The organism is Arthrobacter sp. FW305-BF8, from assembly GCF_021789315.1.
Taxonomy (GTDB): Bacteria; Actinomycetota; Actinomycetes; order Actinomycetales; family Micrococcaceae; genus Arthrobacter.
The window spans coordinates 1,059,058-1,080,819 of sequence record NZ_CP084561.1 but is presented as its reverse complement, the minus strand read 5'-3'; the positions used below and the strand labels follow the sequence as shown (position 1 = coordinate 1,080,819).

The window sequence follows — 21,762 nt, the reverse complement described above, 5'->3', positions numbered from 1 at the left end:
AGAAGAATGAAGTCCGGGGAATAGAGGGCAGCGAGCAACTAGTCCTTCCGTAGTCCCAGCTTGTGAGTGGGAACCTTGTGGGTCTCTGCACAGGTCATGAAAGCGACTGCGGCCAGGATGCCGAACCCGAGACACATCCACGCGACCGGCTGCCAGTTCGCGGTATCGCCGGCAATCATGGCGACGGCGATCGCGGGGCCGAACCCCGCCGTAAGTTGGCCAACGCTAAGACTGATTGCCATGCCGCTATAGCGGACATTTGGGGGAAACTGTTCCGGGAACGCCGCCATGAAGGCAGCGTTCGGCATGGCGTAGAAGATACCAATGAGCACGATGCTGCTGGTGAACATCAGAACGATGTTCCCGGCATCGATCGCGTGGAAGAAGGCGAACATCATTGCACCGCCGCCAATCACGCCAGTAATAAACACCGGCTTGCGGCCGATCCGATCAGAAAGCAGGCCAAACAGTGGTTGAGTAAACACCGCAGCCATGTTGGCAGCGGCAATTGCAAAAAGTACCGTCCCGCGGTCGATCCCATGCTCGACCGCGTAGGCGAGGCCGAACACATTGAGCATAGTGTTCAAGATGGTGAACGTCGCGCTGAGGATGAGGCGAACGACAGTGTGCCAGTGGTAGCGGAACAGGTCCACCGCCGGAATGGGCGCCACCTGGCTCGATGCCTTTGCCTCCTCGAAGACCTCCGGCTCGGGGAGCCGGCGGCGAACCCAAAAGGCGACGCCTGTGAGCAGTATGCTGATCAGGAAGGGTACGCGCCAGCCCCAGCTGAACAGGGCCTCGTCGGGAAGCATAGCCACGGGGATGAACACCACAGTTGCCAGGACGACGCCGAACATGACTCCGCTGATCGTGAAGCTGACGGTGAACGCACGGCGGTTGTCTGGAGCATGCTCCATCGACATCGAGGCTGAGCCGGGCGACTCACCGCCGGCCGAAAGGCCCTGCATTAAACGCAGCGCAACGAGAATAACCGGTGCAGCGATGCCGATCTGGCCGTAGGTGGGCAGGCAGCCGATAAGGAATGTTGCCGTCCCCATGAGACCAAGGCATGCCACGAGGGTGTTGCGCCGGCCGATCTTGTCGCCCAAATGCCCCCAGAGTGTAGCACCGAGAGGACGAGCAATGTACGCCACACCCAGGGTGCTAACCGAAAGGAGTGTTGAAGCGTTCTCGGCGGGAAAGAACAAGGTTCCGAAGATCAGCGCGGAAGCGGATGCGTAAATGAAGAAATCGTAGTACTCCAGCGTGCTGCCAATGAAACCAGAGACAGCCGCCCGCCGCGCATTTTTGCTCATGGGAAGGCGGGGCGGTCGTTTTACGTCCAGATCCTCCAAAATCGAATTTGCTTTCATAATGATGTCCTAAACTTTGCGGTGAAGAGTTTACAGGTCGGGAATGGACAGTATGGTTTGCGTCAACTTCGAAGCAAGTACCGAGCGAACTTGTTCGGTGTTCGCGAAAGGGGTTTGGGGTCCTCGGAACGCGAACTAGGTGGATTTGAAAAGCTCACGCGAATTGCTGTCACCGGCGTGGATTGAGACCGGCACTGGGCTCCCGTGGAAATTGAGACGGAAGCTGGCATTCAACCTCCACTGAGTAATGACTTACGGCTTTCAGTCCGGTGATTCGAGTCACAAACGTATTGGTTCCATGTTCTGGCATGGAGTGGCGGGCTCGCAAATGATCATTTGTTATGGGCCCATGATCTCCATGCATCATTGCAGTCGCCCCGTACACCAATGGATTAGCCTCCCTGATGAAGTCGAACAGAGCTACTCAAGCGGTGAGCATGGATTCCGACCGAAATATCGGGCCCAGGATGCAGCCACTCAACCCCATATGTTCCGCCCGGAGCTATAACCTGGTATTCGAGCCGATATCGAGGCGGGTCTTGACAAAGAGTGAAGCACCCAACCGTTGCCGACTCTAAGGTCCGGAAACGCGTCAGAGAGAAACGCTCGCCCCTGCCTTTGACGACGCCCTCCGGTATGGGACCGTGAATGGAACGGCCTCGACAGATGTGATCTTCAAGTGATTCTCCTGAGGTTGCAAACCCAGTCCCCGCGGCATTCTGAGGTTACTGGCGTACGCTGCTGCTTTTGTGGGCGGCGAAGAAGGCGCGCTCGATGTCTGGCCCGTGTGCCCTACGGAACCGAAGCAATAGGGTTCTCCGTGACTGGCGAGATGAAGTCGGTGCGCTGTCATTCGGGTAGGGGGCGGTTGTTCGTCTCACGGATGAAGAAGACTCCTATCGCCGAGGGGACGACGACCGCCATCATGAGCCATGCAGGCGAATAGACATTTCCAGTGGTACTGAGGAGCCACTGTGCAATGTAGGGTGTTGGCCCGGAGATCACCGAAACGATAAGACCGAGTGAAAGTGCGAAGCCCGTATAGCGGATCCGGGTCGGGAAGGACTCTAGGAGCGGGGCCAGCTGAGTTCCTGTGCCCATCCCGTGCACGATCGCAATGAGGACGAGTCCGAGTGTGGGAAGAACGTACCCGCCCATCTGGATCAGGGCAAAAGCCGGATTCGCTGACACGAGGGTTACGGCCACACAGGCGAACAGCATCGGACGCCGCCCGAAACGGTCTGAGAGGAGGCCGGCAATCGGTTGGACCACGATCATGACGACGACCGCGATGGAGATGCAGACCAGTGCCCCTCCGCTGGAGAGTCCGGCCGACTTCGTTAGATATGACGGCATGAACGTCAGGAGCAGGAAACCAGGGACCTGAACGGGCAGGTTGAACAGCGTGGCGCGACCCATCATCTTCCAACCCGCGGTATTGCTGACAACGGCCTTAAGCGGGCTCCGGCTCTTGGCGCCTTCCTGCTCGATATCATTGAAGACTGGCGTTTCTTCGAGCCGGGACCGGATGTAAAGCCCGACCCCGCCCAAAGGTAAAGCGATGAGGAACGGGATCCTCCATCCCCAGCTCTGCATTGCCTCAGGGGATAGCGAGGACACCAGAAAGGTCGCTACTAGCAAAGCCACCAACTGCGAGCCCATAACGGCGACCGATAGAAAGCTGGTCGTGAAGGCCCGGCGGTTGTTTGGCGAGTACTCGCCGATGAAGATCGCGGCACCCGGCACTTCACCGCCAGCTGAGATTCCTTGAACGAGTCGCAGAAGGCACAACAAGATAGGCGCCCAAATGCCGACCGTTGCAAAACTCGGAAGGATGCCTGTCAGCACCGTGGCTACGGTCATGACGATGATGATCGCCGCCAACGTTCGTTTGCGACCAATTCGGTCTCCAACAGGACCCCACAACAGTCCACCAAGAGGCCGCGCGACGAATGCCAACGCAAAAACTGCGAAAGTCTGGAGAAGGCCTACACCTTCATCGGTGCTTGGGAAAAAGACTCCGGCCATCACTGAAGCCAAAGCCCCAAACGTCACCAGGTCGAAGTACTCGACAAACGTTCCGATCGACCCGGCTACCAGGACATTTTTCGGCAAGCCCCTGTCGGCTTGTTCTCCAGCGAGACGTAGCCTACTGAGACTGCTCTCGTCTGTGGTGCCGGTCATAAGCTCTCTCCTTTGAGAAGTAATTCCTGCTGAATTTGAGAAGTAAAACGGCCGAAGAATCTGCTGGAGCTGTCCCGGGTTCGCACTGACAGCGCCAGGGCCTCCATGAAGTTATTCCGGTATCTGGATGCCGCCAGCGCCGAGCTCGCCGTTTCCTGCCCCGTTCAAGCTGCCAAAGCCCACATGATCGACTGGATCAACGACCAAAAGCACTGGCAACCGGCCGTGGACTAGCACGGCCCCGAGCGCACGGATGCCTAAGTTCACCAGCGCCACCGACATCATCCCTGACGGACCACTGCCAGGGACCAACATCTGCTGCGTGCTCAACTCACCGCTCTGGCATCTGCCATCTGGCATCTGGCCACCCGACATGCCCGAAACTTTTCCCGGCTTCCCGCAAGGACATCAGCCCGCCTCTACGACCCCTACCGACAACGCCAATGAAGAGTCCGGGCCAACGATTTTGGTGGTAGGTGCGTTGAGCAGTTGGTTGTGGGCTCCTAGTTTTGGGCCGAGTGAGCGGACTTGGCCTGGTGTGCGTGAGAGGCGGGGTACGGGGGCGGGTACGGTGAATTTTCCGTATTCTTCGCTTTCGACGGGGACGAGGTTGTGTCGGGCGGCGATGTGGGGGTCTTTGGTGATGTCGCTGGGTTTGCTGACTTTTTCGGCGATCACGCCGACGGATTTCAGGCTCGCGACTGCTTCGTCGGAATTTTGCGTTCCGAGCCATGCGCCGAGGGCGTCCTTGATCACTGAGACGGGGATGTCGCCCTCGCCTTTGACCTCGAGGTGCCCGCCTTCCTGCAGGAAGTCCACGACGTTGCCGACGTGCTTTCCGGTGGCGGCGGATACGACCACGAACTTGCCGTCGATGGTCGGCAGAATTTCTGTGATGAACCCGCCGGCAAACGGGAATGATGCTCCTGCGCGGGTGGAATCTATGCCAAGAACGTCAAGGAAGGGCACCTGCCAATCGATCATCCTGAACAGGCCTTCATAGAGGGGCAGGTCGATCATCTGTCCCAGTCCGGAGGTGTTCCGCTCATGGAGGGCAAGCATCACGCCGAAGGCGCCAAAGACACCGGTGACCAGGTCTCCGTGGGAGTAGCCCGGGTGGACGGGCGGGCCGTCGGTGTAGCCGGTGAGGTTCGTGGCACCGCTGAAGGCTTCGCTGATTTTGCCGAAGCCTGGGCGGGCACTGTAGGGACCGGTCTGGCCGAATCCGGAGATCCGGAGCATCACGGCCCGGGGATTGATGGCGTGGACGTCGTCCCAGCCCAGCCCGAACTGTTCCATGACTCCGGGACGGTAGTTTTCAATGATTACGTCCGCGCTTTCGACCAGTTCGCGGGCGAAGGCCGCGCCTTCGGGGCTGCCGAGGTCGACTTCCACACTCTTTTTGTTCCGTGCGCTCACCTCGAACCAGAGCCCACGTGCGTTTTGCGGGCCCATCTTGCGGAGGCTGTCGCCCTGGTTTGGACGCTCAATCTTGATAACTTCGGCACCGTGGTCGCCGAGCAGGCTTGCTGCGAAGGGCCCTGCGATCACGTGGCCGAATTCAAGTACCCGGATTCCTTCTAGTGAGGACATTGCTTCTCTTCTCGTAGTCTTTAGTTAATGGGGCTGGCAGTGAGTCGGTACTCCGAGGCACGTTCAAGCGTGGCTCGGGCTGAAACGCCGTGTGCGGTATCGATCATCTGGCCGTCAAGTGCAACGGCCCCGCGGCGCTCTGCATGCGCGTGTTCGAGAGCCTCGAGGACCCGTTCGGCCCTCTCTATCTCTTCAGTGCTGGGGCCGAAAGTCGTGTTTGCGGCCAGCACATGCGACGGATGTATCAGCGTCGCCCCGGCGTATCCGATATTTCTTGCCTGCTGGAGCTTCTCGTGCATCTCGTCCTCGCCGTGTCCCACTGAGGCCGAGACCATGGCGTAGGTGGCGCAGCCGGCAGCCCGGCCTTCGAGCTGGACGTGGGAAAGCAGGAACAGAGTCTCCAGACCGGATCTCGTGGGCGTGAAGCCGACTGATCGTGCGACGTCTCCGTCCGGGATCGTGCCTGTCATAAGGCTCTTGACCCGCTCATCGCAGCTGCCGAGTTCGAAGGCATTGCGGATACCTGCAGCACTCTCCAGCATGACGTGCACATCAAGTGGCCGGGCCCGGTCCGAGTTTTGCTCGAAGAGCCTGACCGTGTTTATCAGCATTTTCAGGTCGTCAACGCTCTCCGCCTTCGGAACCACCACCCCGGCGCAGCGGGAGGCGACGATGGCCTGAACGTCCTCGAGAAGATGGCCGGAATGTATTTCATTCATCCGGGCCAGCAGCTGCACGTCACCGTGGTCGTCCGCCTCGATTGATTGCAGGGCCTCCCTCGCGGCAGGCTTATCTGCTTCAGCAACAGCATCTTCCAGGTCGAGGATAAGAGCGTCCGCCCCGGCCCGGACACCGCTGCTGATCCACCGCAGCTTGGTAGCCGGGATAAACAGCAGTGACCTGAAAAGCTGACGCGAATTGGTAACAGCAGCGTCGGTTGAGATCGTCATTGGGCTCCCGTGCAAATCGAGATGAACGCCGGCCATTCAACGTCCATCGAGTAGTGACTCCCGGCTTCACTCCGGTGATTCGAGTCACAGGTCATGTATGCCCATCCTCCGCGGTGATGAGACCCGAAGGCAAATGACCATTCCTGATACCTCTATCACCCCCCGACATCAACTCGGGCACCACCACTAAGGGGCTCACCCTCCCCCGCAAGAAACGTGAAATGGTCTGACGACACCCAAACCGGGTGCCGCCAGACCATGCTGCTTTCTCTGCCGACGGAACTAAGGAAGTTGACGAAGATCCGCCACTCCTTGCCGGCCCACGGGGTACGGCCGGTCTTGTGGTCCACCGGCGCCTGGCTCGCCTGGGCGTGCATTACGGGTTCACCAGCGGCCTCGATCAGGTAAGCGACGTTGGGAGCTGCGAAGGCCGAGACGCTCGGCGCTCATGCCGTGCGCTCCGGAGATGTCTCCTTTTCCGGTTGGACCTATACCACTGCGGCACCGACCACTTCATAGGTCGGGCCCGTACTGGCTCGCATCAGCCTCAGTGACTCCTTCATGATCATGGCAGTCTTTTGCCCAACCCTCACGAGGTCACAGTTGCATGTAGACGCTCTTGGTGTAGAGGTAAGTGTCCATGTGTGCTGCAGTGCCTTTGTAGCCATAGCCGCTGAGCTTCGTTCCGCTGAATCCGACTAGCGGATCGATGTAGCCATAGCAGTTGACCCACATGGTACCTGTATGCACGCCTTGGACTATCCGAAGGGAGGTGGACAGGCTTTCTGACCACACCGCTCCCCCGAGACCGTACTCGCTGTCATTTGCGATAGCGATGGCCTCGTCGACGTCGTCGAACGGCATGATCGACAGAACCGGGCCGAAGATCTCCTCACGGGCGATTCGCATCTGATTGGTCACGCCACCGAAGACGCTCGGCTGCATGAAGTATCCGCTCCCGAGGTCACCCTCGAGCCGCTGGCCGCCGCAGAGCAGTTCAGCCCCTTCGTTTCGGCCGATGTCGATGTAGGACAGCACCGTGTCCAACTGGGACTGGGAGATGACCGGGCCCAACGTGGCAGTGGTGTCCAGGCTGTGCCCGACCCGCAGGGTCTGCATGAACGCCAGAAGCCGTTCGGTGAACTCCTCGACGATGGGCCGTTGAACCAGCACCCGGGTACCGGCGAAACAGATCTGGCCGGAATTGGCGAAAACACCCATGGCGGCTCCGGGCACGGCCTTGTCCAGGTCCGCGTCGGAGCAGATGATGTCTGCGGACTTGCCGCCAAGTTCCAGCTGCAGCTTCTTGATGTTTACCGTGGACGCCTCAATGATGCTGCGGCCGGTCTGCGTCGATCCGGTGAAAGCGATGCGATCAACGTCCGGGTGGGCCGCCAGCGCATGACCGGCTTCCCTGCCCGAACCAGTGACGACATTGATGACCCCTGCCGGCACTCCGGCTTCGAGCAGGATTTCGGCCACCCGCAACACCGACAGCGAAGCTTCGGAGGCCGGCTTCAGTACTGCAGTGCATCCGCTGGCCAGAACAGCACCGATGATCCAGAACTGGCTGTTGAGCGGACCGTTCCAGGGAATGATTCCACCAATCACCCCAACGGGGGCCTTTAGCGTCATCGTGGTGACGTTGCCGGGGATGCCGTTCATCAGCGTCTCACCGCTGATGCTGGTCGCCTGCGATGCGAAGAACGACAGCATCTTCATCAAGGAGGCCTTGGTGTTGGACAACCGGGAGACGGGGGCGCCCATGTCCATGGCCTCGATCTGGACCAGTTCCTCGAATCTTTCGTCCATGACCTGGGCGACCCGTGTCAGCAGCGCCTGGCGCTCGTACGGGCTCCAGGTACTCCACTGACCTTTGAACGCCTTGCGTGCAGCCACGACCGCACGATCGACGTCGGCCTGATCGCCGGCAGCAAGCCGCGCCAAGACCTCACCCGTCGACGGACTGATGGTTGTCATTGTCTTCCCGGACACGGCCGGTACGTTCTGGCCGTCGATGACGAGATGGTGCACATCGCGGGACAAAAAGCCCCGGGCCTGCTCGGACGGAGCGAAGTTCTGCTGGGGTGTGGTGGTCATTGTTTTCCTCTCACCTGACCTTTGACATTCCGTCAATCAAAATAAAGATGCTCCTTGCCCGATCTCGCCTGGACTAAACAGCTCTGTGACTCCGGGACTCGTCGCCACAAACCCATTCGGCTCCCAGAGAGATCGTGGGGCTTCAAGGGCGGGTCGCGGAGACCTGGATGGCAGCGATGACTGCCGGCACGTCGCCCTTGTTTCGCCAAGCGTGTTTGGTGCCTCGCTGGACGAGCGTGTCACCTGGCTTGAGCAGTGTCTCGCCGGTCTCGAGAATCGCCCAAAGCTCACCGGAGATGAGCGTGACGATATCGACGGTCTCCGTGGTGTGCATGCCCGGAATATCCGTCGGACTCGTCGACTCGGAGGCGGCCGCGTTCGCCAGAGCTTGCGCATAACCAGCCTCGTAGTCCCACTCGCTATCTGGCGGGAACGCCGTGAGGTTGTAGGTGTAACCCAATGGCGGCGGTGGAATGACGGCGACCTCAGCAAGGGAGTTCTCCGCGAGGGCTGAGCCGGGGACTTCCTTGGCCTGCCAGATGTCGTTGCGCATGAAGGCCTCGGTCACTAGCCGGGTATCGGTCAGTTCATCACTGACGATCGTTGACCGGCCTTGGTCATCCAATCCTGTCACGATCCGTCGTGCACGTAGGTCGCGGTATTCGCCTGCCATGATGTATTCCTTTCGGTTGTGGTGCGTGCGGTTTCAGAAACCGGCTAGCCGTGCGCCTTGGGGGTAGTGGTGAGAGCCGGTTGTGTGGTGTACGAGTGCCAGTGCGGTGCGCGTTCTCGACCCAAGAATGTTGGGAACTCGCATCCAGATTGGCTGACTAGACATGAGCCTTCTGTTCCGTGCTTCGTATAGAACGCTTGCCAGTTCGACCTGCGCCGTTTCGCAGGCGCTCCACTCCCACATAGGCGGCCACCGCGATGATCAGAATGGCTCCGTAGAGGGTCTGCTTAGCCCCGTCGGGGATGCTGAGCAACGGCGTCGCGTTGTCGATTAGGGAAAGGAAGAGCGCGCCAAGAACAGCGCCAATGAAGGAGCCGCGACCCCCGGTGAGCACCGCACCGCCGAGGAAAACCGCGGCAAAGCAAGGGAGTGAATACCCGGAACCCACATCATTGGTACCGATACCGGTGAGCGAGGCGAGACAGATGCCGCCTGCTACTGCTCCGATTGCGCAGATGATCAGACCCGCCGAGCGGACCAGGACCGAGCGCCGCCCGACACGGTCGCTTGACTGCGAGTTGAAACCGACTGCACGGAGCGCGAGGCCACCGCGTGTGCGGTACAGCCAGAACTCAAGAGCGACGGTGAGGACCACGAGAATTATGAACGGCGCCGGGATAAAGCCCACGCCCATGCTGAAGGCCGTGCCCAGGTCAGGCGCGATCAGGCCACCTGGCTGGGGCCGGAGGACGATGGCGATACCCTGAATGATTCCAAGCGTCGCGATTGTCGCGACGATTGGGTTGACCTTGAGTGGTCCGATAAGTAGCGCGTTCAAGGCACCCACGAGTCCGGCTGCAAGAAGGACCAGAGGCACAGTGACAAGCATCGATCCGGCACTAAGATTGGGAAGCGTCATCGACGCTAGAACCACGGTGAGACTCATCGTGGCACCCACAGATATGTCGAAGCCTCCCGATAGCAAGGTGAACTGTTGTCCCAGCGCGACGAACGCGAGGGGAAGGCTAAGGAGCATCAGGTTGGCCAGGTTCGGTCCCGTCCAAAATACGGGCGAATGAGCGCCTGTGTATAACGCTAGGAGCGCCGAGAGCAGAAGCAGCACGATAATTGGGACGTATGGAGTCACCCGGCCCAGCGACCGGGCGAGCCACCCCGACCCAGCGGCCCCTGAGTCCGACCGCTCCGCTACTCCGCCGGCGCTCACAAAGCTGCGAACGATTTCGGCCTCCGTTGTAGGTCCAACTAGTTCGGCGCTGATTTCTCCCCGCGACATCACGTAGACGCGGTCGCACAAGCCTGCCAATTCGGCTGAGTCAGACGAGTTTACGAGCACGGCGGTACCGTCTTCGGCGGCCTCCGAGAGCATCCTGTAGATGTCCATCCGGGCACGTGCGTCAACACCTTGGGTCGGCTCGTCAACAACCAGGACTTTCGGCGTTCGAAGGGTAGTCCGTGCAAGAACGATCTTTTGTTGATTACCCCCGGAGAGGGCGCTGATCGGCTGGAACGGCGAGGCGGCGACAATACCGAACTGAGCCGCCGCGCGGTTCCAGGCACCCTTCAGCCTTCGGAGCAGGGCGAGGCCGCCCGGCCCGTTGGCTGCGCCGGACTGAATTGTGAGGTTATCCATTACGGGAAGTGGACCGTAGACGGACTCTGCGGCCCGATCACCACTCTGGAAGTTGATGCCTGCATGCAACGCACTGGCTGGATTGGGCTTGGTAAGCACCTCGCCGTCGACAGCGATGTCGCCGTCGCTTCGACCGATTCCGATGAGCCCCCGCAGCAAGGCGCGCTGACCGTTTCCTTCCGCACCGGCGACCCCGACAATCTCTCCGCCCTTGACCGCGAGGGACACAGGACCGAAGTCGGACCCGGCAAGGTCCCGGACTTCGAGACGCGGTCTGGGCGACGGCTGATTGCTACGCTGAGGAAACTCCAGTTCGGTTGGTGCGCCGACCATGAGCTCCACTATGTCATCGACATGCCAGTCGCGGGACCTGTGGGTTCCCTGGATGACTCCGTCACGAAGAACGGTCAGCCGATCGGCAAGGCGACGAACCTCCTCCAAACGATGGCTAACGTAAACGATGGCAGTGCCCTCGTCTCGTGCGGTTCGCACCAGTTCCTCTAGGTGAGCGGCCAACCTCATATCGAGCGCTGCAGTGGGCTCGTCAAGGAGCAGCACGCGGGGGCGATGGCTCATCGCTCGAGCTACCTCAAGGAGTTGACGCGCCCCCGGCCCGAGCGCGGAGACAGTGGCCGATAGATCGAATGGCAGTTGGTAGGCGGCCAACAGGTTCCTCAGGTCGCCGGGACGCTTTTTACCAACGGCGTCAAAGGAAAGTGCGACATTTTCTGCGACTGTCAGCTCCGGCACAAGCGAAGTGTCCTGGTATGCAGTCTCAAGGCCTAGGCGGCGGGCCTGTCGGATACCGCCCCGCGACAGAGATTTTCCTTCGATAAGCACCGATCCGCTATCCGGCGTCAAGACACCAGCGGCAATCTTAATCAGTGTCGACTTTCCTGACCCGTTCTCTCCGACAAGGGCATGCACCTCGCCGGGCCTGCAATCAAAGTCGACATCCGTGAGAGCTTTAACACCAGGGAACGATTTTGACACATTAGTAAGAACGAGAGCCGAGTCAGTGTTTGACGAAGTCAGTGCCCCGCCATCCGGCGTCACCATAATTTGTTCTTTCATCATTAGCAGTTCTCCCCTACGTGAGTAGGTCCACATAGTTATTTGGGTTGTCGGTCGGGCTTCCTACGATCGGACCCCGACCGGCTCGGGACAAACGACTCAACCGGCAGAGAGAGCCAGTTTGGCCAGCTCAGGGCTGAGCAGGGTTGGTAGCGGCACGTTTGACGGCATCCCCGACACGTTTTGGTCACGAATGTCAGCGAGCGCCACTACCGGCACGGGTGCGAGAACTTTGTTCGGGACGTTTACGCCCAGCTTGATCTCGATGCCGGCGGTCACCCCCATGCGGGCGTACCAAACGTGCCCGTTGGAGACGTAGTTGGCTGAGTTAAGGCCGGCTTTTTTCGCGTCATTGGCGACGTCGAAGGCAGAATAGTTGGCAGTGTCGACAAATGAGGCAGGCGGAGTCTTTCCGGCATTGATATAAGGCCGTAGGAAGGCATCAGCGCTGTAGTCGTAGAACATCGCGGCGACATCCTTACCCGAGGCAAGAAGCTCATTGGCTGCCTGTGTCTCCCCCTGCCCGGTCCACTGAGTGAACCCGGATACGGCCTGGTTCCAGCCAGCCGCTTTCAGTTCTTTCTCTGCACAGGGCTGCCATTCAGCGGCGTTGGCATTTCCCGGGACGCCGGTGTAAAACGCATATGACTTTGACGTAGTTCCTGCCCCGGCCACAATCTTCTTCGCAGCAGCCGTGCCGATACCGCACAGGTCGTAAGGAAGCTGTACCGAGACCATTTGCGCCGCCTCCGGGGGAAGAGGCGAGTTTGCGGTGACAAAGGTGATGCCAGCGGCCTTCGCTTCCCTCGCCGCCGGCAGAATGGCGGCACCGAAAACCGGGTCTTCGACAATAATGTCGACCTTTTGAGCGATGAGGCTTCGAAGGTTGGCTAGGACCTCGGCAATGTTCCCACTAGACGAGCTAGTGAAGATAATTCGCTTGACCTGAGGGTAGGCAAGGGCTTGTGCCGTCGCCTCAGCCCGGCGGGTGCTCCACACTGGGTTGTTCGTGAAGTCGGCGTTGATCGCCACGGTCAGGGTTCCCTGCCCAGTGTCACAGGAGCGCTGCCTCAAGCAGGTCTTAAGAAGCTGTAGCTGGGCATCAGTTAGTGGCTTTGACGCCACTGCGAAGGCGTCAGCCACGACCGGGGGAAGCTCAGAGACCGGCACATCTGCCAGGAGCGCCTTCTTCGCTGTCGCTGCGAGTTGTTTGGAATCGACAGACGACGCAGTGATCAGATCCGTGGGGACACCATGCGAGGCTTTGTCGGTAGTGTTGGCCCCCGTGGTGCTCGAGCAGCCGGTGAGGATCGTGGCAAGCACAGTGCCTGCCACGATGGGCATCGAGAAGCGGGTACGCCGGAATTCAGTCCAACCCGCGCCAGTAATTTTCATATTGTCTCCTTGATATTGAGTGGCGGGGTCGTCTTCGACTCCACGCCCTGTTCACGGTTTGGTCCGCTGCCCCTGTGGATACCGCGGTTGCTCCAGCGCAACCCAGAGAGTGCGAACTGGCCGAGGGTGATCGCCGATACCGCGAGGACAAGAGCGACACCCTGTGCCACGACCCGGGGGCCGGCGGCGAACCCGTAGATGGAAAGAGCTTGATCGAGCAGCTGCAAAAACAAGCAAGCACACAGCACACTGGCCGTGCTGGAGGGACCACCGTTGAAGGCTGTACCTGCAATGGCGACGGCGGTGATGGTAGCGAGTTGGTAAGGCGTGCCCACCGAGGTGTCCGGCGTCACGACGATACCCGCCACCAAGACGCCGGCGAGGCCGTAGAGGAGTCCGACGCCGCAGAAAGTAAAGAGTTCGACGCGGCGGACCTTGATGCCGTGAAACCGCGCCGCGCGCCTATTTGCCCCAATGGCGCCAACTTGTCGCCCGCCGCGGGTCTTGGACAGAACCAGGGCGATAGTAACGCCGACCGCGACCGCAACGAGGAAGGAGGCGTTGAGGCTCAAAAGGGACCAGTGGGTGAAATTCTGCAAGTCCGTGGGCGCCAGACCGGTAAGTGAGAAGGACGTGCCGGTCCATAGCACCACTGCGCCGGTAACGATTCCAAAGGTGGCCAACGTGACGATGATGGCGTTCAGTCGGATGACAGAGATGAAAAGCCAATTCAAAAGGCTGATCACGACGGCGACCGCGAGTGCTCCGCCGACAACCGCGAGGAGATTCGACCCCGGCGTTCCGTAGTGCACCACTACTCCTGCCGAGCATGTGATCACGGCAGGAAGCGAAAGATCAATCGCACCCAGCATCACGACGAGCATTTGCCCGAACGACGCAAGTGCCAGCACTCCAGCGAGCGCCGTTGCGACCCTAAGGCCGTCTGGGCGAAGTGCGACCGGAACAACCAGGGAAATAACCAACAGGGCAAGCACGAGCGCTCCCCAACTTGCTAGGTATCGCCCGGGAAACCGGTACTTCAGATCGGTGATTAGGCCGGACGGCGCCCTCTCTCGGCCCGGCTCGGATAACGGATTTTTCGAGTCCCGTTGCTCGGTCACTTCCGAGATCGGTTCGTATTTTTGCACAATGTACCTTTTCTTTTCAGCGTCAAACGCTTGGCGAATCCGTCGATCTCGGGCCGTGGCGCCGAGTTCGCGAAGCGGCAGGAGACATCGGCGTCCCTAGACTGAAATTTTCGGTTGTGAAGATGTGATGAACGCGCCGGCCCATGTGGTCCTCACCCTGGGCCGAGGACGGCTGTGGGAAGGCCCATGGCGTCCCCCGGCCGTGAGCGGTAGGCTCTCAGGCCTTTACCGTCTCATCCTGCTTGAGGGCGGTGAACAGCGGTGCATTGTCCACGTAGACCTGCTGCTCCACGAACTTCCCGTCGACAATCCTGCACACCGAGCAAGCTGGGATGGTTAGGGAGTTTCCATCGAGGAGTGTCCAGGTCGCGACAGACTCGAAGATCAGGACGCCATCGCCTTCCTCCCATGCCGCGACGACGTCATGATGCAACGTTTCGATCTGTTCGAGCAGGCCGGAAAGCGTTGCAACGAAGGCGTCAGCGCCCTCGAGCTTTGGAGCGTTAGCAAAAATCACTGTCATGTCGTCGGTGTAATAAGCTCTGCAACGCACCAAGTCCTTCGCCTCCATGGCGGCGTAGTACTTGGTCAGGAATTCGATTGTTGATTCGCTGGCACGCACCAGGTTCTCCTTCATTATGCTCGGCAGTTTCGGGTGATTTGTACCGACTAGTGGTCAAGGAATTGATTAGCGTTCGCCAAAATGGCCTGTGGTCATTCCTCCGTCGACCGACAATGCGTGGCCGACGACGAACGACGCAGCATCGGAGCACAACCACAGCACGGTGGCCGAGATCTCTTCGGGACGGCCCATGCGCCCAATAGGCTCCATTGTGATAACTGCAGCACGCCCGTCTGAGGTGCCGCCCGTAACTCGGTCCATCATCGGGGTGTCGACGATACCGGGACAAATGGCGTTTATACGCACGTTTTCCGGCGCATAATCGAGGGCAGCGGACTTGGTGAGACCAACCATGCCGTGCTTTGCGGCAGTATAGGCGGCCTGCCCTTTAAACCCGACCAGTCCAGCGGCGGAAGAGTTGTTGACGATGGCTCCACCGCCATTGGCAAGCATGAGAGGGATCTGGTGCTTCATGCTAAGGAAGACCCCCTTCAGACTCACATTTACTATGCGGTCGAACTCAGCGTCCGAGATCTCAGCGGTGGCGATGAGCCCATGTTCGAGGCCAGCGTTGTTGAAGGCCACATCAAGGCGTCCGTAAGTCGCGACCGTTTCTTCCAGCGCGGCCTTTAGGTCTTCGCTCCGTGTTACGTCGCACCGCAGAGCAATTGCCTCACCGCCCTGTTCCTTGATTAGGTCTACGGTCGCCCGGGCCGACTCTTCCGACAAGTCAACGACCACGGTACGCGCCCCAGCTGCTGCAAAGGCGAGTGCGGTGGAACGGCCCATGCCGCTCCCGCCGCCGGTCACCATTGCAACCTTGCCTGAAAAATCCTGGGTAGCCATACTGTTTGCTTCTCCATCCAACGCCGCCCGCCCCTGTCGAGGAGAAGCCGGCGTACTCGATTCTGGTGAGAGGGCTGATGCCCTTGCAACGTCCGTGACCCCAATCACAGTTCGCTAGTCCCATCATGGAGCGTGAACTGAGCGACCGGCAAATGACCATTTGTGATGGGTCCATGATTTCCCCTCATCGCTTCAGCTGCTTGTGCCTACGGACGTCGGAACTTCTCTCTTAGATCCATATTGCGCCTACATTCCGCGCCAATCATCGGACACTGAGCGCCCCAAGATGCATGTGTTGAATTGATGAAGGCATCAACAATCGCTATTTGTGGAAGGCGGGTATAGCTGGGCAGTATGGGTGCTGTGAATCTAGGCGAGACCATTGGCGTATGGCCGCTGGCACTGAAGCCAGGACCATCGACCGCTGCAGGGACGCAGTTCCTACGTGACGTGCAATCAGTCCCTGCTCTTCCCGGCTCACACATCCAACTTCGTAGAGACCTAAGTTCAGGAGGAACAATGCGAGCCCTTGTGAAGAAAGAAGCCGCCCCGGGCGGTGTGGAGCTCCGCGAAATGCCGGTGCCTCAGATCGGTGAAGACGAGGTTCTTCTAGAACTGATTTACGGCGGCCTGTGTCGTACCGATGTGTCCTTCGTCGAGTGGAACGCAGCAGCGCAGGCTACATATCGGCCCAATTTCCCGCAGATCATCGGCCATGAGTATCTGGGACGAGTCATCGCATCAGGGCCAGGAAGCGGCCTCCCAATCGGGTCCAGGGTCGTAGGATCTGGGCACGTTGTTTGCGGCGCGTGTCCTCCCTGTCTGGGGGGAAGATCCATGCTTTGCCAGCGTCTCAAAGTTTTGGGCTTGGACGTTGATGGCGTGTTCGCTGAGCGGTTCGTTGTGCCGCAGCGCAACGTTGCTATCGTGCCGGACGAGGTCCCTGATACCGTGGCTGCCCTTGCGGAGCCTTTTGCAGTCGGCCTGCACGCCCTGAAGCGAGGGTCTGTGCGGCCCGGTATGAAGGTCGCGGTTGTCGGTCCTGGATCTGTAGGGCTGATGACGATCGCAGCACTGGGGGCTGAGCGCGTGTCAACGACAGCTATCGGCACCGAAGCCGATCTTCATCAGTTGGAACTCGCGTCTTCTATGGGCGTGGATGAGATCAGGATCGTCGGCCGCGATACCGATAAAGTCGCCGGCACTTTCGACGTCGTTTTCGAGACAGCTGGCCATGCGTCCGCGGTTTCACTAGCGGTCGAGCTCGTCGCACCGGGCGGAACAGTCGTCTGTGTGGGGCTCCCTGCGCACCCTGTCGAGATCAACTCAGGCAGGCTCGCTATGACTGAGAAAAGCCTCGTCGGCGCACGGGCCCACGACATCTCTGACTGGAAGAACGTGCCGCAAATGCTGGCCAAAGCCACTGGGCTTGCAGCAATAGACGTGAAAGCAGTAGGCCTGGACGAGCTGGACCATGCCATCCATCTCACTGCAACGCGCCAAGCCTCAAAAGTGCTCTTGGCGCCGTAGGCTCCCGTTTCTCCACGAGAACCGGTCAGTTGCATGGCAACAGTACCGATTCACAATCGGCCGTGACCTAGCAAGGTGACGCGGCGACTCAGGGTCGTTCGCGTGAGGCTGAGGCTGCTCGGGGCGGGCGCATGTCCTGTACACAGCTGATCAGGCAAGGAGGTCACATGGAGATCAAGCAGCTGGTTGCTATGGTGACCGTGGCCGAGGCTGGGAGTGTCACATACGCTGCTCAGATGCTGCATATTGTGCAGCCGGCGGTTACGCGGCAGATCAAGACGCTCGAGGACGAGCTGGGCGTCGTGCTCTTCGATCGGACACGTCATGGCATGGTTCTCACCTCGGCCGGTGAAGTCTTCCTCTCTCACGCACGCCGTGCGCTCCAGGAGCTGGAACGTGCGCGCACTGAACTGACACCGCAGACAGGTGAAATTACCGGGGTGGTGTCTGTGGGTGTGCTGGAGAGCCTGCTTGATGTGATAGTTCCCCCTCTTGCCAAGTCAGTTGCGGCGAGATTTCCCGGGGTCGAGCTACGGGTGATGTCAGGATTCTCCGGCTATCTGCAGAATTGGCTGGACGACGGCGTTGTCGACATTGCGGTGCTGTACAACCTGGCGGATACGCCGGCGATGCGCGTGAAGCCGCTGCTCTCCGAGCGTCTGTGGGCGGTTGCTCCCGCTGACGCGGGGCTCTTGCCTACAGTGGACGTCACTTGGCACCGGGTGCTCAGCGGCCCATTGATCTTGCCGATTCTCGGCCACGGACTGCGCACGCTCATCGACAAGGCTCGGTGTGATATTCCCATCGAGCCCGACATCTCCCTCGAGACAAACTCAATGAGCGTTCAGAAGCAAATGGTCCTCGCCGGGCGCGGATGGACCATCCTTCCCGGAGCGGGCGTCGCTCGAGACATCCAAGAGGGGAAGCTCAGCGGTGCGCCCCTGGCGGAGCCCAGTCTGTCGCGTTCCGTTGTAGTGGGATTGCAGCGAACGCCCCGCATTTCTCGCTCCGTCCAAGCCGTCAACTCTGAACTGCTGCAAGTCTCACGCCACCTGGTGGTCTCAGGCGCGTGGCCCTCCGCCACACTACTGGACGCACCTAAGTAGTGACTGCACCTTGGTACATGCTGCTGCCTGGCCGGGGCGCGGGGCGTGGCATCCTGGCAAATAAGGCTATGTCGGTTTGATATACCCCCATCAGCAAATACTAATATCGCAGCCTTCTATCACCGCCTACTATGGTAAGCGTCCGGCGATGCACGTTCGAGTAGAAGAGTTCACGGGACGCGGTGGGTCGGCAGGAGCGCACCGCCAGTTCGGATGGAAATGTCTCCACGCGCTCGTCGCGCTGGAGTCGGCGCGGGATCTCAAAGGTCGCGCCATTTGCGGCCTTCGGTCCCGGCGGCGCCGGTGACCTTCGGCTTCCCGCGCCCAAGAGGACGCACTCCCCTGAAACCACAAGCACTAACCGACGATTCGTTTGGCGAACCAATGTTGGGACGCACACATTCATCTGAGAAGAATCAGGAGATTCCGATGCAAGGAGTCGTTTTCCGCGGAGACCGCGAACTAGAACTACAGCACTTTCCCGACCCCACTCCCGGCCCGGAGGAGGTAGTCGTCGAGGTGCGCGCATCTGGTATGTGCGGATCCGATCTGCACGAGTACCGCAAGCCCCGGGGATCAGCGGCGGACGTTATCGCTGGTCACGAGCCGGCCGGCGTAATCGTAGCCGTCGGCGAGTTAGTACCCACTTCGTGGGTCGGCCGTGCCGTGATGATCCACCACTACATCGGTTGCAATCGCTGCGACCAGTGCCGCGCGGGATGGACGCACCTCTGCCGCCAGGAATTACGCGCACTGGCCCTGAATGTTCATGGAGGCCATGCCGACTTCATCAAGATGCCTTTCGCGACCGTCATGCCACTGCCGGAGGCTTTGTCCTTTCAGGCAGCGGCTGCCATAAGTTGCGGTACGGGCACCGCCTGGGGTGCCCTCGAGATGATCAATGTGCGGGGCGACGACACTATCGCCATCTTCGGGCAGGGTCCCGTTGGCCTCTCCGCGACTCAACTGGCGACTGCAATGGGCGCCAAGGTGATCGCTCTCGACATCGAACCGAAGAGACTGCAGCGGGCGCAAGAGTTCGGTGCCGCGGAAACCATCAACCCCCGCGAGGTCGACTCCGTCGAGGATGCAGTGCTCGCTCTTACTGGCGGCCGTGGCGCCACAAAGAGCCTCGAGACCTCAGCAGCGCCCATCGCCACCCAGCAAGCGTTGCAGGTACTCGGCCTCTGGGGCTCCGTGTGCTGGATCGGGCGAGGAGCGGGGCTGCAGGTGGACATGACGGAGCAGCTGACGAAACAGATCACGGCCAAGACTTCCTGGACGCTCTCTTCCGTGCAGATGTCCAAGCTTGCAGACTTCGTGCTGGACCGCGGTATTGATCTCGACGCCCTCTTTACCCAGCGCTGGACGCTGAGCCAGGCGGCGGAGGCGTACCAGTGGTTCGACCGTCAAAGCGATGGCAAGGGCGTCTTTTTGCCCAAGCAGTAGGGGCCCGAGATAGTCCCGCCGGCTGTAGCCTCTGATGAACCCGTACGTACTGGGAGTGCTCTCCGGACATCAGTGTCCCGGCAAAAAGGGGTTGGCCCTAAAGTCTAACCCCGACGACATTCAACGACGTCCCCGAGCCACGAGTTCTTGCGGAAATTTCTTTAGAACGAACCAGAGCACGCTCCGAGGGGAAGTTATGCGCGTAGTCAGTCAGTTATTTTCAGACAACTTTGAATACTTCGACTGGCTGACGCCTGATTCCGATGTCATTTCTCCGGAAGGGGTAGCGGGGGCCTCCCGGCGGCCTAACGGCGACCCCGCAGATTCTTCGAAAGCTAAGATCGGAAGATTCCCGCAGGGAAGCGGGCGTGACCGTTGAGACTAGTGCCAGCGCTGATTTTTGCGGCGCTTTCCACAGCGGTCGTCAGCTCGTTGGGCATGCTGCTGGTACCGTCCATTGCCGCAGCGATGGATGTTCCGGTCAGCACGGCGCAGTGGATGCTGACCATAAACCTTCTAGTTGGTGCTGTTGCGACTCCTGTTTTGGGGCGCCTCAGCGACGGCCCGCACAAGAAGCGACTCCTCCTCTGCTCGCTGGCGGCTATCTTCGTGGGGTCCGTGCTTGCCGCCTCCGCCCCGAATTTCACGGTATTTCTGATCGGACGAGCACTTCAGGGTCTCACTTATGCAATCGTTCCGGTGACGATCGCCCTCGCCCGCCGATACGTCCCGCCCGAAAAAGTACAGGTCTCCATATCCAGCCTGTCAGTGACAGTGGCTACCGGCCTCGGTGTTGGCTATCCCCTGACAGGAGTCATTGCCGGGCTTTTCGACTTTAGGTTCGCGTTCTGGTTCGCCGCGCTGTTCGTGGTTACGGCGTTCATTGTGGTGCTCAGGGCTATTCCTACCGGGACAGATGCGCAGGCAGCCCGGGTGCCGTTTGACTACCAGGGTGTGGCTCTTCTCGGTTTGGGTTTGGCTGGCCTGCTCCTTGCTGTCAGTGAAGGGTCGAGCTGGGGGTGGGGCTCAGTGTGGACAATTGGTGTATTTATCTTCACAGCGGTTATATTGACAGCCTGGGTCGGGACGGGGCTGCGGAAGCGGCATCCCTTGGTCAATCTTCGTGTTCTCCGGAACGGGGAGGTACTGCTGGCTAACTGTGCAGCAATAGGGCTAGGTGCTGCCCTATACATAGGCCTATCGATTTCGAGCCTCGTCGCTCAAGCACCGGCTTCTACCGGCTACGGCATAGCCCTGCCCGTGTTCTGGGCCGGATTTGTGATGTTTCCGCTTTCGGTGGGAAGCTTCACCGCGAACCGTCTCGTTCGCCGCCTATCACGCCGGCTTCCTCTTACGATGTTGCTGCCAATCGGTGCAGGCACCGTGATGGCATCTGGAATGCTGCTATGGCTTGCCCACACCCAGCTCTGGGAAATCCTGGTTGGAACCCTGATATTCGGCTTAGGAATGGGGGCCAGCTACGCCGCGATGCCGGCGCTCATCGCCCGCAGCGTCGCGACCGCAGAATTGGGCAGTTCGGTGAGCTTCAACCAAGTCCTGCGAACGGTGGGCAGCTCCTTCGGTACAGCCATCTCCGGTGCAGTGCTCGCGGCCAACATGGCGCCGACAAGGCACCCAACTGGGTCCGGAATAAGTACGACCTTCGCCATAGGAGCGCTCCTTTGCGCGGTCGTGTTCGGCGCCCTGCTTTTCCACGCCATAAAAACCCGTGCCCGCCGGACATCGGACGGACGGCCTGACATTGTGGTCAGCTAACGCAGGAGAGGGTCCCGGCTGCCGGTGCGCATGCGGACCCTTGCTTGCCGAGGAATGTATCGTAATAGGATTCGGACGACACCGCGCCGGCGGTAGTTCCCTTCGGCCGGGAGTTAGTGAAGAACCTAGTCGAATTTCGCAGGAGCGACAATTCGGAGGATGAGGCCGTTCCAAAGCCCTCCCATGCATATCTTGGGCCCTGTGTTACCGTAGGCATGCGCCTTCCCACCAGCTAACGTGATCAGAAATCTGCGACTTCGTAGTCCGTCATCTGGGGAGAGTGCGGCTCCCT

The 21,762-nt window shown here is 60.0% G+C and carries 16 protein-coding genes; 5 read left to right on the top strand and 11 right to left on the bottom strand.

Translation table 11 applies throughout. From position 1 onward, the window contains the following. Nucleotides 1-38: 38 nt before the first annotated feature. Complete coding sequence (locus tag LFT45_RS04855; RefSeq protein ID WP_236807102.1) at nucleotides 39-1,373, bottom strand: MFS transporter; 1,335 nt, start codon at nucleotides 1,371-1,373, stop codon at nucleotides 39-41. 849 nt (nucleotides 1,374-2,222) lie between these two features. Further along, nucleotides 2,223-3,557 (bottom strand): MFS transporter, encoded by a 1,335-nt coding sequence (locus LFT45_RS04850; RefSeq protein WP_236807101.1) that lies wholly within the window; start codon nucleotides 3,555-3,557, stop codon nucleotides 2,223-2,225. A 105-nt stretch (nucleotides 3,558-3,662) separates the two neighbouring features. Here LFT45_RS04850 and LFT45_RS23265 point away from each other — a divergent pair, with 105 nt between their 5' ends. Then, entirely contained in the window at nucleotides 3,663-3,791 is a 129-nt protein-coding gene (locus LFT45_RS23265; RefSeq protein ID WP_272912750.1) for a hypothetical protein, read from the top strand. Between the two features lie 174 nt (nucleotides 3,792-3,965). Here the strand turns inward: LFT45_RS23265 and LFT45_RS04845 are convergent, their stop codons facing one another. From LFT45_RS04845 to LFT45_RS04805, 9 genes are all read right to left on the bottom strand, one after another. Next, nucleotides 3,966-5,150, bottom strand: coding sequence for a CaiB/BaiF CoA transferase family protein (locus LFT45_RS04845; RefSeq protein WP_236807100.1), 1,185 nt, complete (start codon nucleotides 5,148-5,150; stop codon nucleotides 3,966-3,968). Between the two features lie 20 nt (nucleotides 5,151-5,170). After that, nucleotides 5,171-6,100 carry an HpcH/HpaI aldolase/citrate lyase family protein gene (locus LFT45_RS04840; RefSeq protein WP_236807072.1) on the bottom strand — a complete coding sequence of 310 codons (930 nt, stop codon included), beginning with the start codon at nucleotides 6,098-6,100 and terminating at the stop codon, nucleotides 5,171-5,173. Nucleotides 6,101-6,697: 597 nt separating this feature from the next. Further along, complete coding sequence (locus LFT45_RS04835) at nucleotides 6,698-8,200, bottom strand: aldehyde dehydrogenase family protein (protein ID WP_236807099.1); 1,503 nt, start codon at nucleotides 8,198-8,200, stop codon at nucleotides 6,698-6,700. 142 nt (nucleotides 8,201-8,342) lie between these two features. Then, complete coding sequence (locus tag LFT45_RS04830; RefSeq protein WP_236807098.1) at nucleotides 8,343-8,873, bottom strand: cupin domain-containing protein; 531 nt, start codon at nucleotides 8,871-8,873, stop codon at nucleotides 8,343-8,345. A gap of 157 nt (nucleotides 8,874-9,030) precedes the next feature. After that, a complete protein-coding gene (locus tag LFT45_RS04825) occupies nucleotides 9,031-11,517 on the bottom strand; it encodes an ATP-binding cassette domain-containing protein (protein WP_236807097.1) in 2,487 nt (828 codons plus the stop codon). A 180-nt stretch (nucleotides 11,518-11,697) separates the two neighbouring features. After that, nucleotides 11,698-12,993, bottom strand: coding sequence for a sugar ABC transporter substrate-binding protein (locus LFT45_RS04820; protein ID WP_236807096.1), 1,296 nt, complete (start codon nucleotides 12,991-12,993; stop codon nucleotides 11,698-11,700). Beyond that, nucleotides 12,990-14,141 (bottom strand): ABC transporter permease, encoded by a 1,152-nt coding sequence (locus LFT45_RS04815; protein ID WP_236807095.1) that lies wholly within the window; start codon nucleotides 14,139-14,141, stop codon nucleotides 12,990-12,992. Before LFT45_RS04815 ends, LFT45_RS04820 begins: the two co-directional genes overlap by 4 nt. 217 nt (nucleotides 14,142-14,358) lie before the next feature. Further along, complete coding sequence (locus LFT45_RS04810) at nucleotides 14,359-14,778, bottom strand: nuclear transport factor 2 family protein (RefSeq protein ID WP_236807094.1); 420 nt, start codon at nucleotides 14,776-14,778, stop codon at nucleotides 14,359-14,361. Between the two features lie 51 nt (nucleotides 14,779-14,829). Further along, complete coding sequence (locus tag LFT45_RS04805; protein ID WP_236807093.1) at nucleotides 14,830-15,609, bottom strand: SDR family oxidoreductase; 780 nt, start codon at nucleotides 15,607-15,609, stop codon at nucleotides 14,830-14,832. 354 nt (nucleotides 15,610-15,963) lie between these two features. On the opposite strand from LFT45_RS04805, the gene LFT45_RS23455 reads away from it, so the two are divergent. From LFT45_RS23455 to LFT45_RS04785, 4 genes are all read left to right on the top strand, one after another. Next, nucleotides 15,964-17,139 carry a zinc-dependent alcohol dehydrogenase gene (locus LFT45_RS23455; protein WP_442863596.1) on the top strand — a complete coding sequence of 392 codons (1,176 nt, stop codon included), beginning with the start codon at nucleotides 15,964-15,966 and terminating at the stop codon, nucleotides 17,137-17,139. Between the two features lie 167 nt (nucleotides 17,140-17,306). Further along, complete coding sequence (locus LFT45_RS04795; protein WP_236807091.1) at nucleotides 17,307-18,245, top strand: LysR family transcriptional regulator; 939 nt, start codon at nucleotides 17,307-17,309, stop codon at nucleotides 18,243-18,245. Nucleotides 18,246-18,674: 429 nt separating this feature from the next. Beyond that, on the top strand, nucleotides 18,675-19,694 hold the full coding sequence (locus LFT45_RS04790; protein WP_236807086.1) for a zinc-dependent alcohol dehydrogenase family protein: 1,020 nt from the start codon (nucleotides 18,675-18,677) through the stop codon (nucleotides 19,692-19,694). Between the two features lie 384 nt (nucleotides 19,695-20,078). Further along, complete coding sequence (locus tag LFT45_RS04785) at nucleotides 20,079-21,470, top strand: MFS transporter (protein WP_236807081.1); 1,392 nt, start codon at nucleotides 20,079-20,081, stop codon at nucleotides 21,468-21,470. Nucleotides 21,471-21,762: the final 292 nt, after the last annotated feature.

Excerpts from the sequence above, each read along its gene's own strand:
- LFT45_RS04855 (WP_236807102.1), bottom strand. The coding sequence starts at position 1,373 with ATGAAAGCAAATTCGATTTTGGAGGATCTGGACGTAAAACGACCGCCC.
- LFT45_RS04850 (WP_236807101.1), bottom strand. The coding sequence starts at position 3,557 with ATGACCGGCACCACAGACGAGAGCAGTCTCAGTAGGCTACGTCTCGCT.
- LFT45_RS23265 (WP_272912750.1), top strand. The coding sequence starts at position 3,663 with ATGAAGTTATTCCGGTATCTGGATGCCGCCAGCGCCGAGCTCGCCGTT.
- LFT45_RS04845 (WP_236807100.1), bottom strand. The coding sequence starts at position 5,150 with ATGTCCTCACTAGAAGGAATCCGGGTACTTGAATTCGGCCACGTGATC.
- LFT45_RS04840 (WP_236807072.1), bottom strand. The coding sequence starts at position 6,100 with ATGACGATCTCAACCGACGCTGCTGTTACCAATTCGCGTCAGCTTTTC.
- LFT45_RS04835 (WP_236807099.1), bottom strand. The coding sequence starts at position 8,200 with ATGACCACCACACCCCAGCAGAACTTCGCTCCGTCCGAGCAGGCCCGG.
- LFT45_RS04830 (WP_236807098.1), bottom strand. The coding sequence starts at position 8,873 with ATGGCAGGCGAATACCGCGACCTACGTGCACGACGGATCGTGACAGGA.
- LFT45_RS04820 (WP_236807096.1), bottom strand. The coding sequence starts at position 12,993 with ATGAAAATTACTGGCGCGGGTTGGACTGAATTCCGGCGTACCCGCTTC.
- LFT45_RS04810 (WP_236807094.1), bottom strand. The coding sequence starts at position 14,778 with ATGAAGGAGAACCTGGTGCGTGCCAGCGAATCAACAATCGAATTCCTG.
- LFT45_RS04805 (WP_236807093.1), bottom strand. The coding sequence starts at position 15,609 with ATGGCTACCCAGGATTTTTCAGGCAAGGTTGCAATGGTGACCGGCGGC.
- LFT45_RS23455 (WP_442863596.1), top strand. The coding sequence starts at position 15,964 with ATGGGTGCTGTGAATCTAGGCGAGACCATTGGCGTATGGCCGCTGGCA.
- LFT45_RS04795 (WP_236807091.1), top strand. The coding sequence starts at position 17,307 with ATGGAGATCAAGCAGCTGGTTGCTATGGTGACCGTGGCCGAGGCTGGG.
- LFT45_RS04790 (WP_236807086.1), top strand. The coding sequence starts at position 18,675 with ATGCAAGGAGTCGTTTTCCGCGGAGACCGCGAACTAGAACTACAGCAC.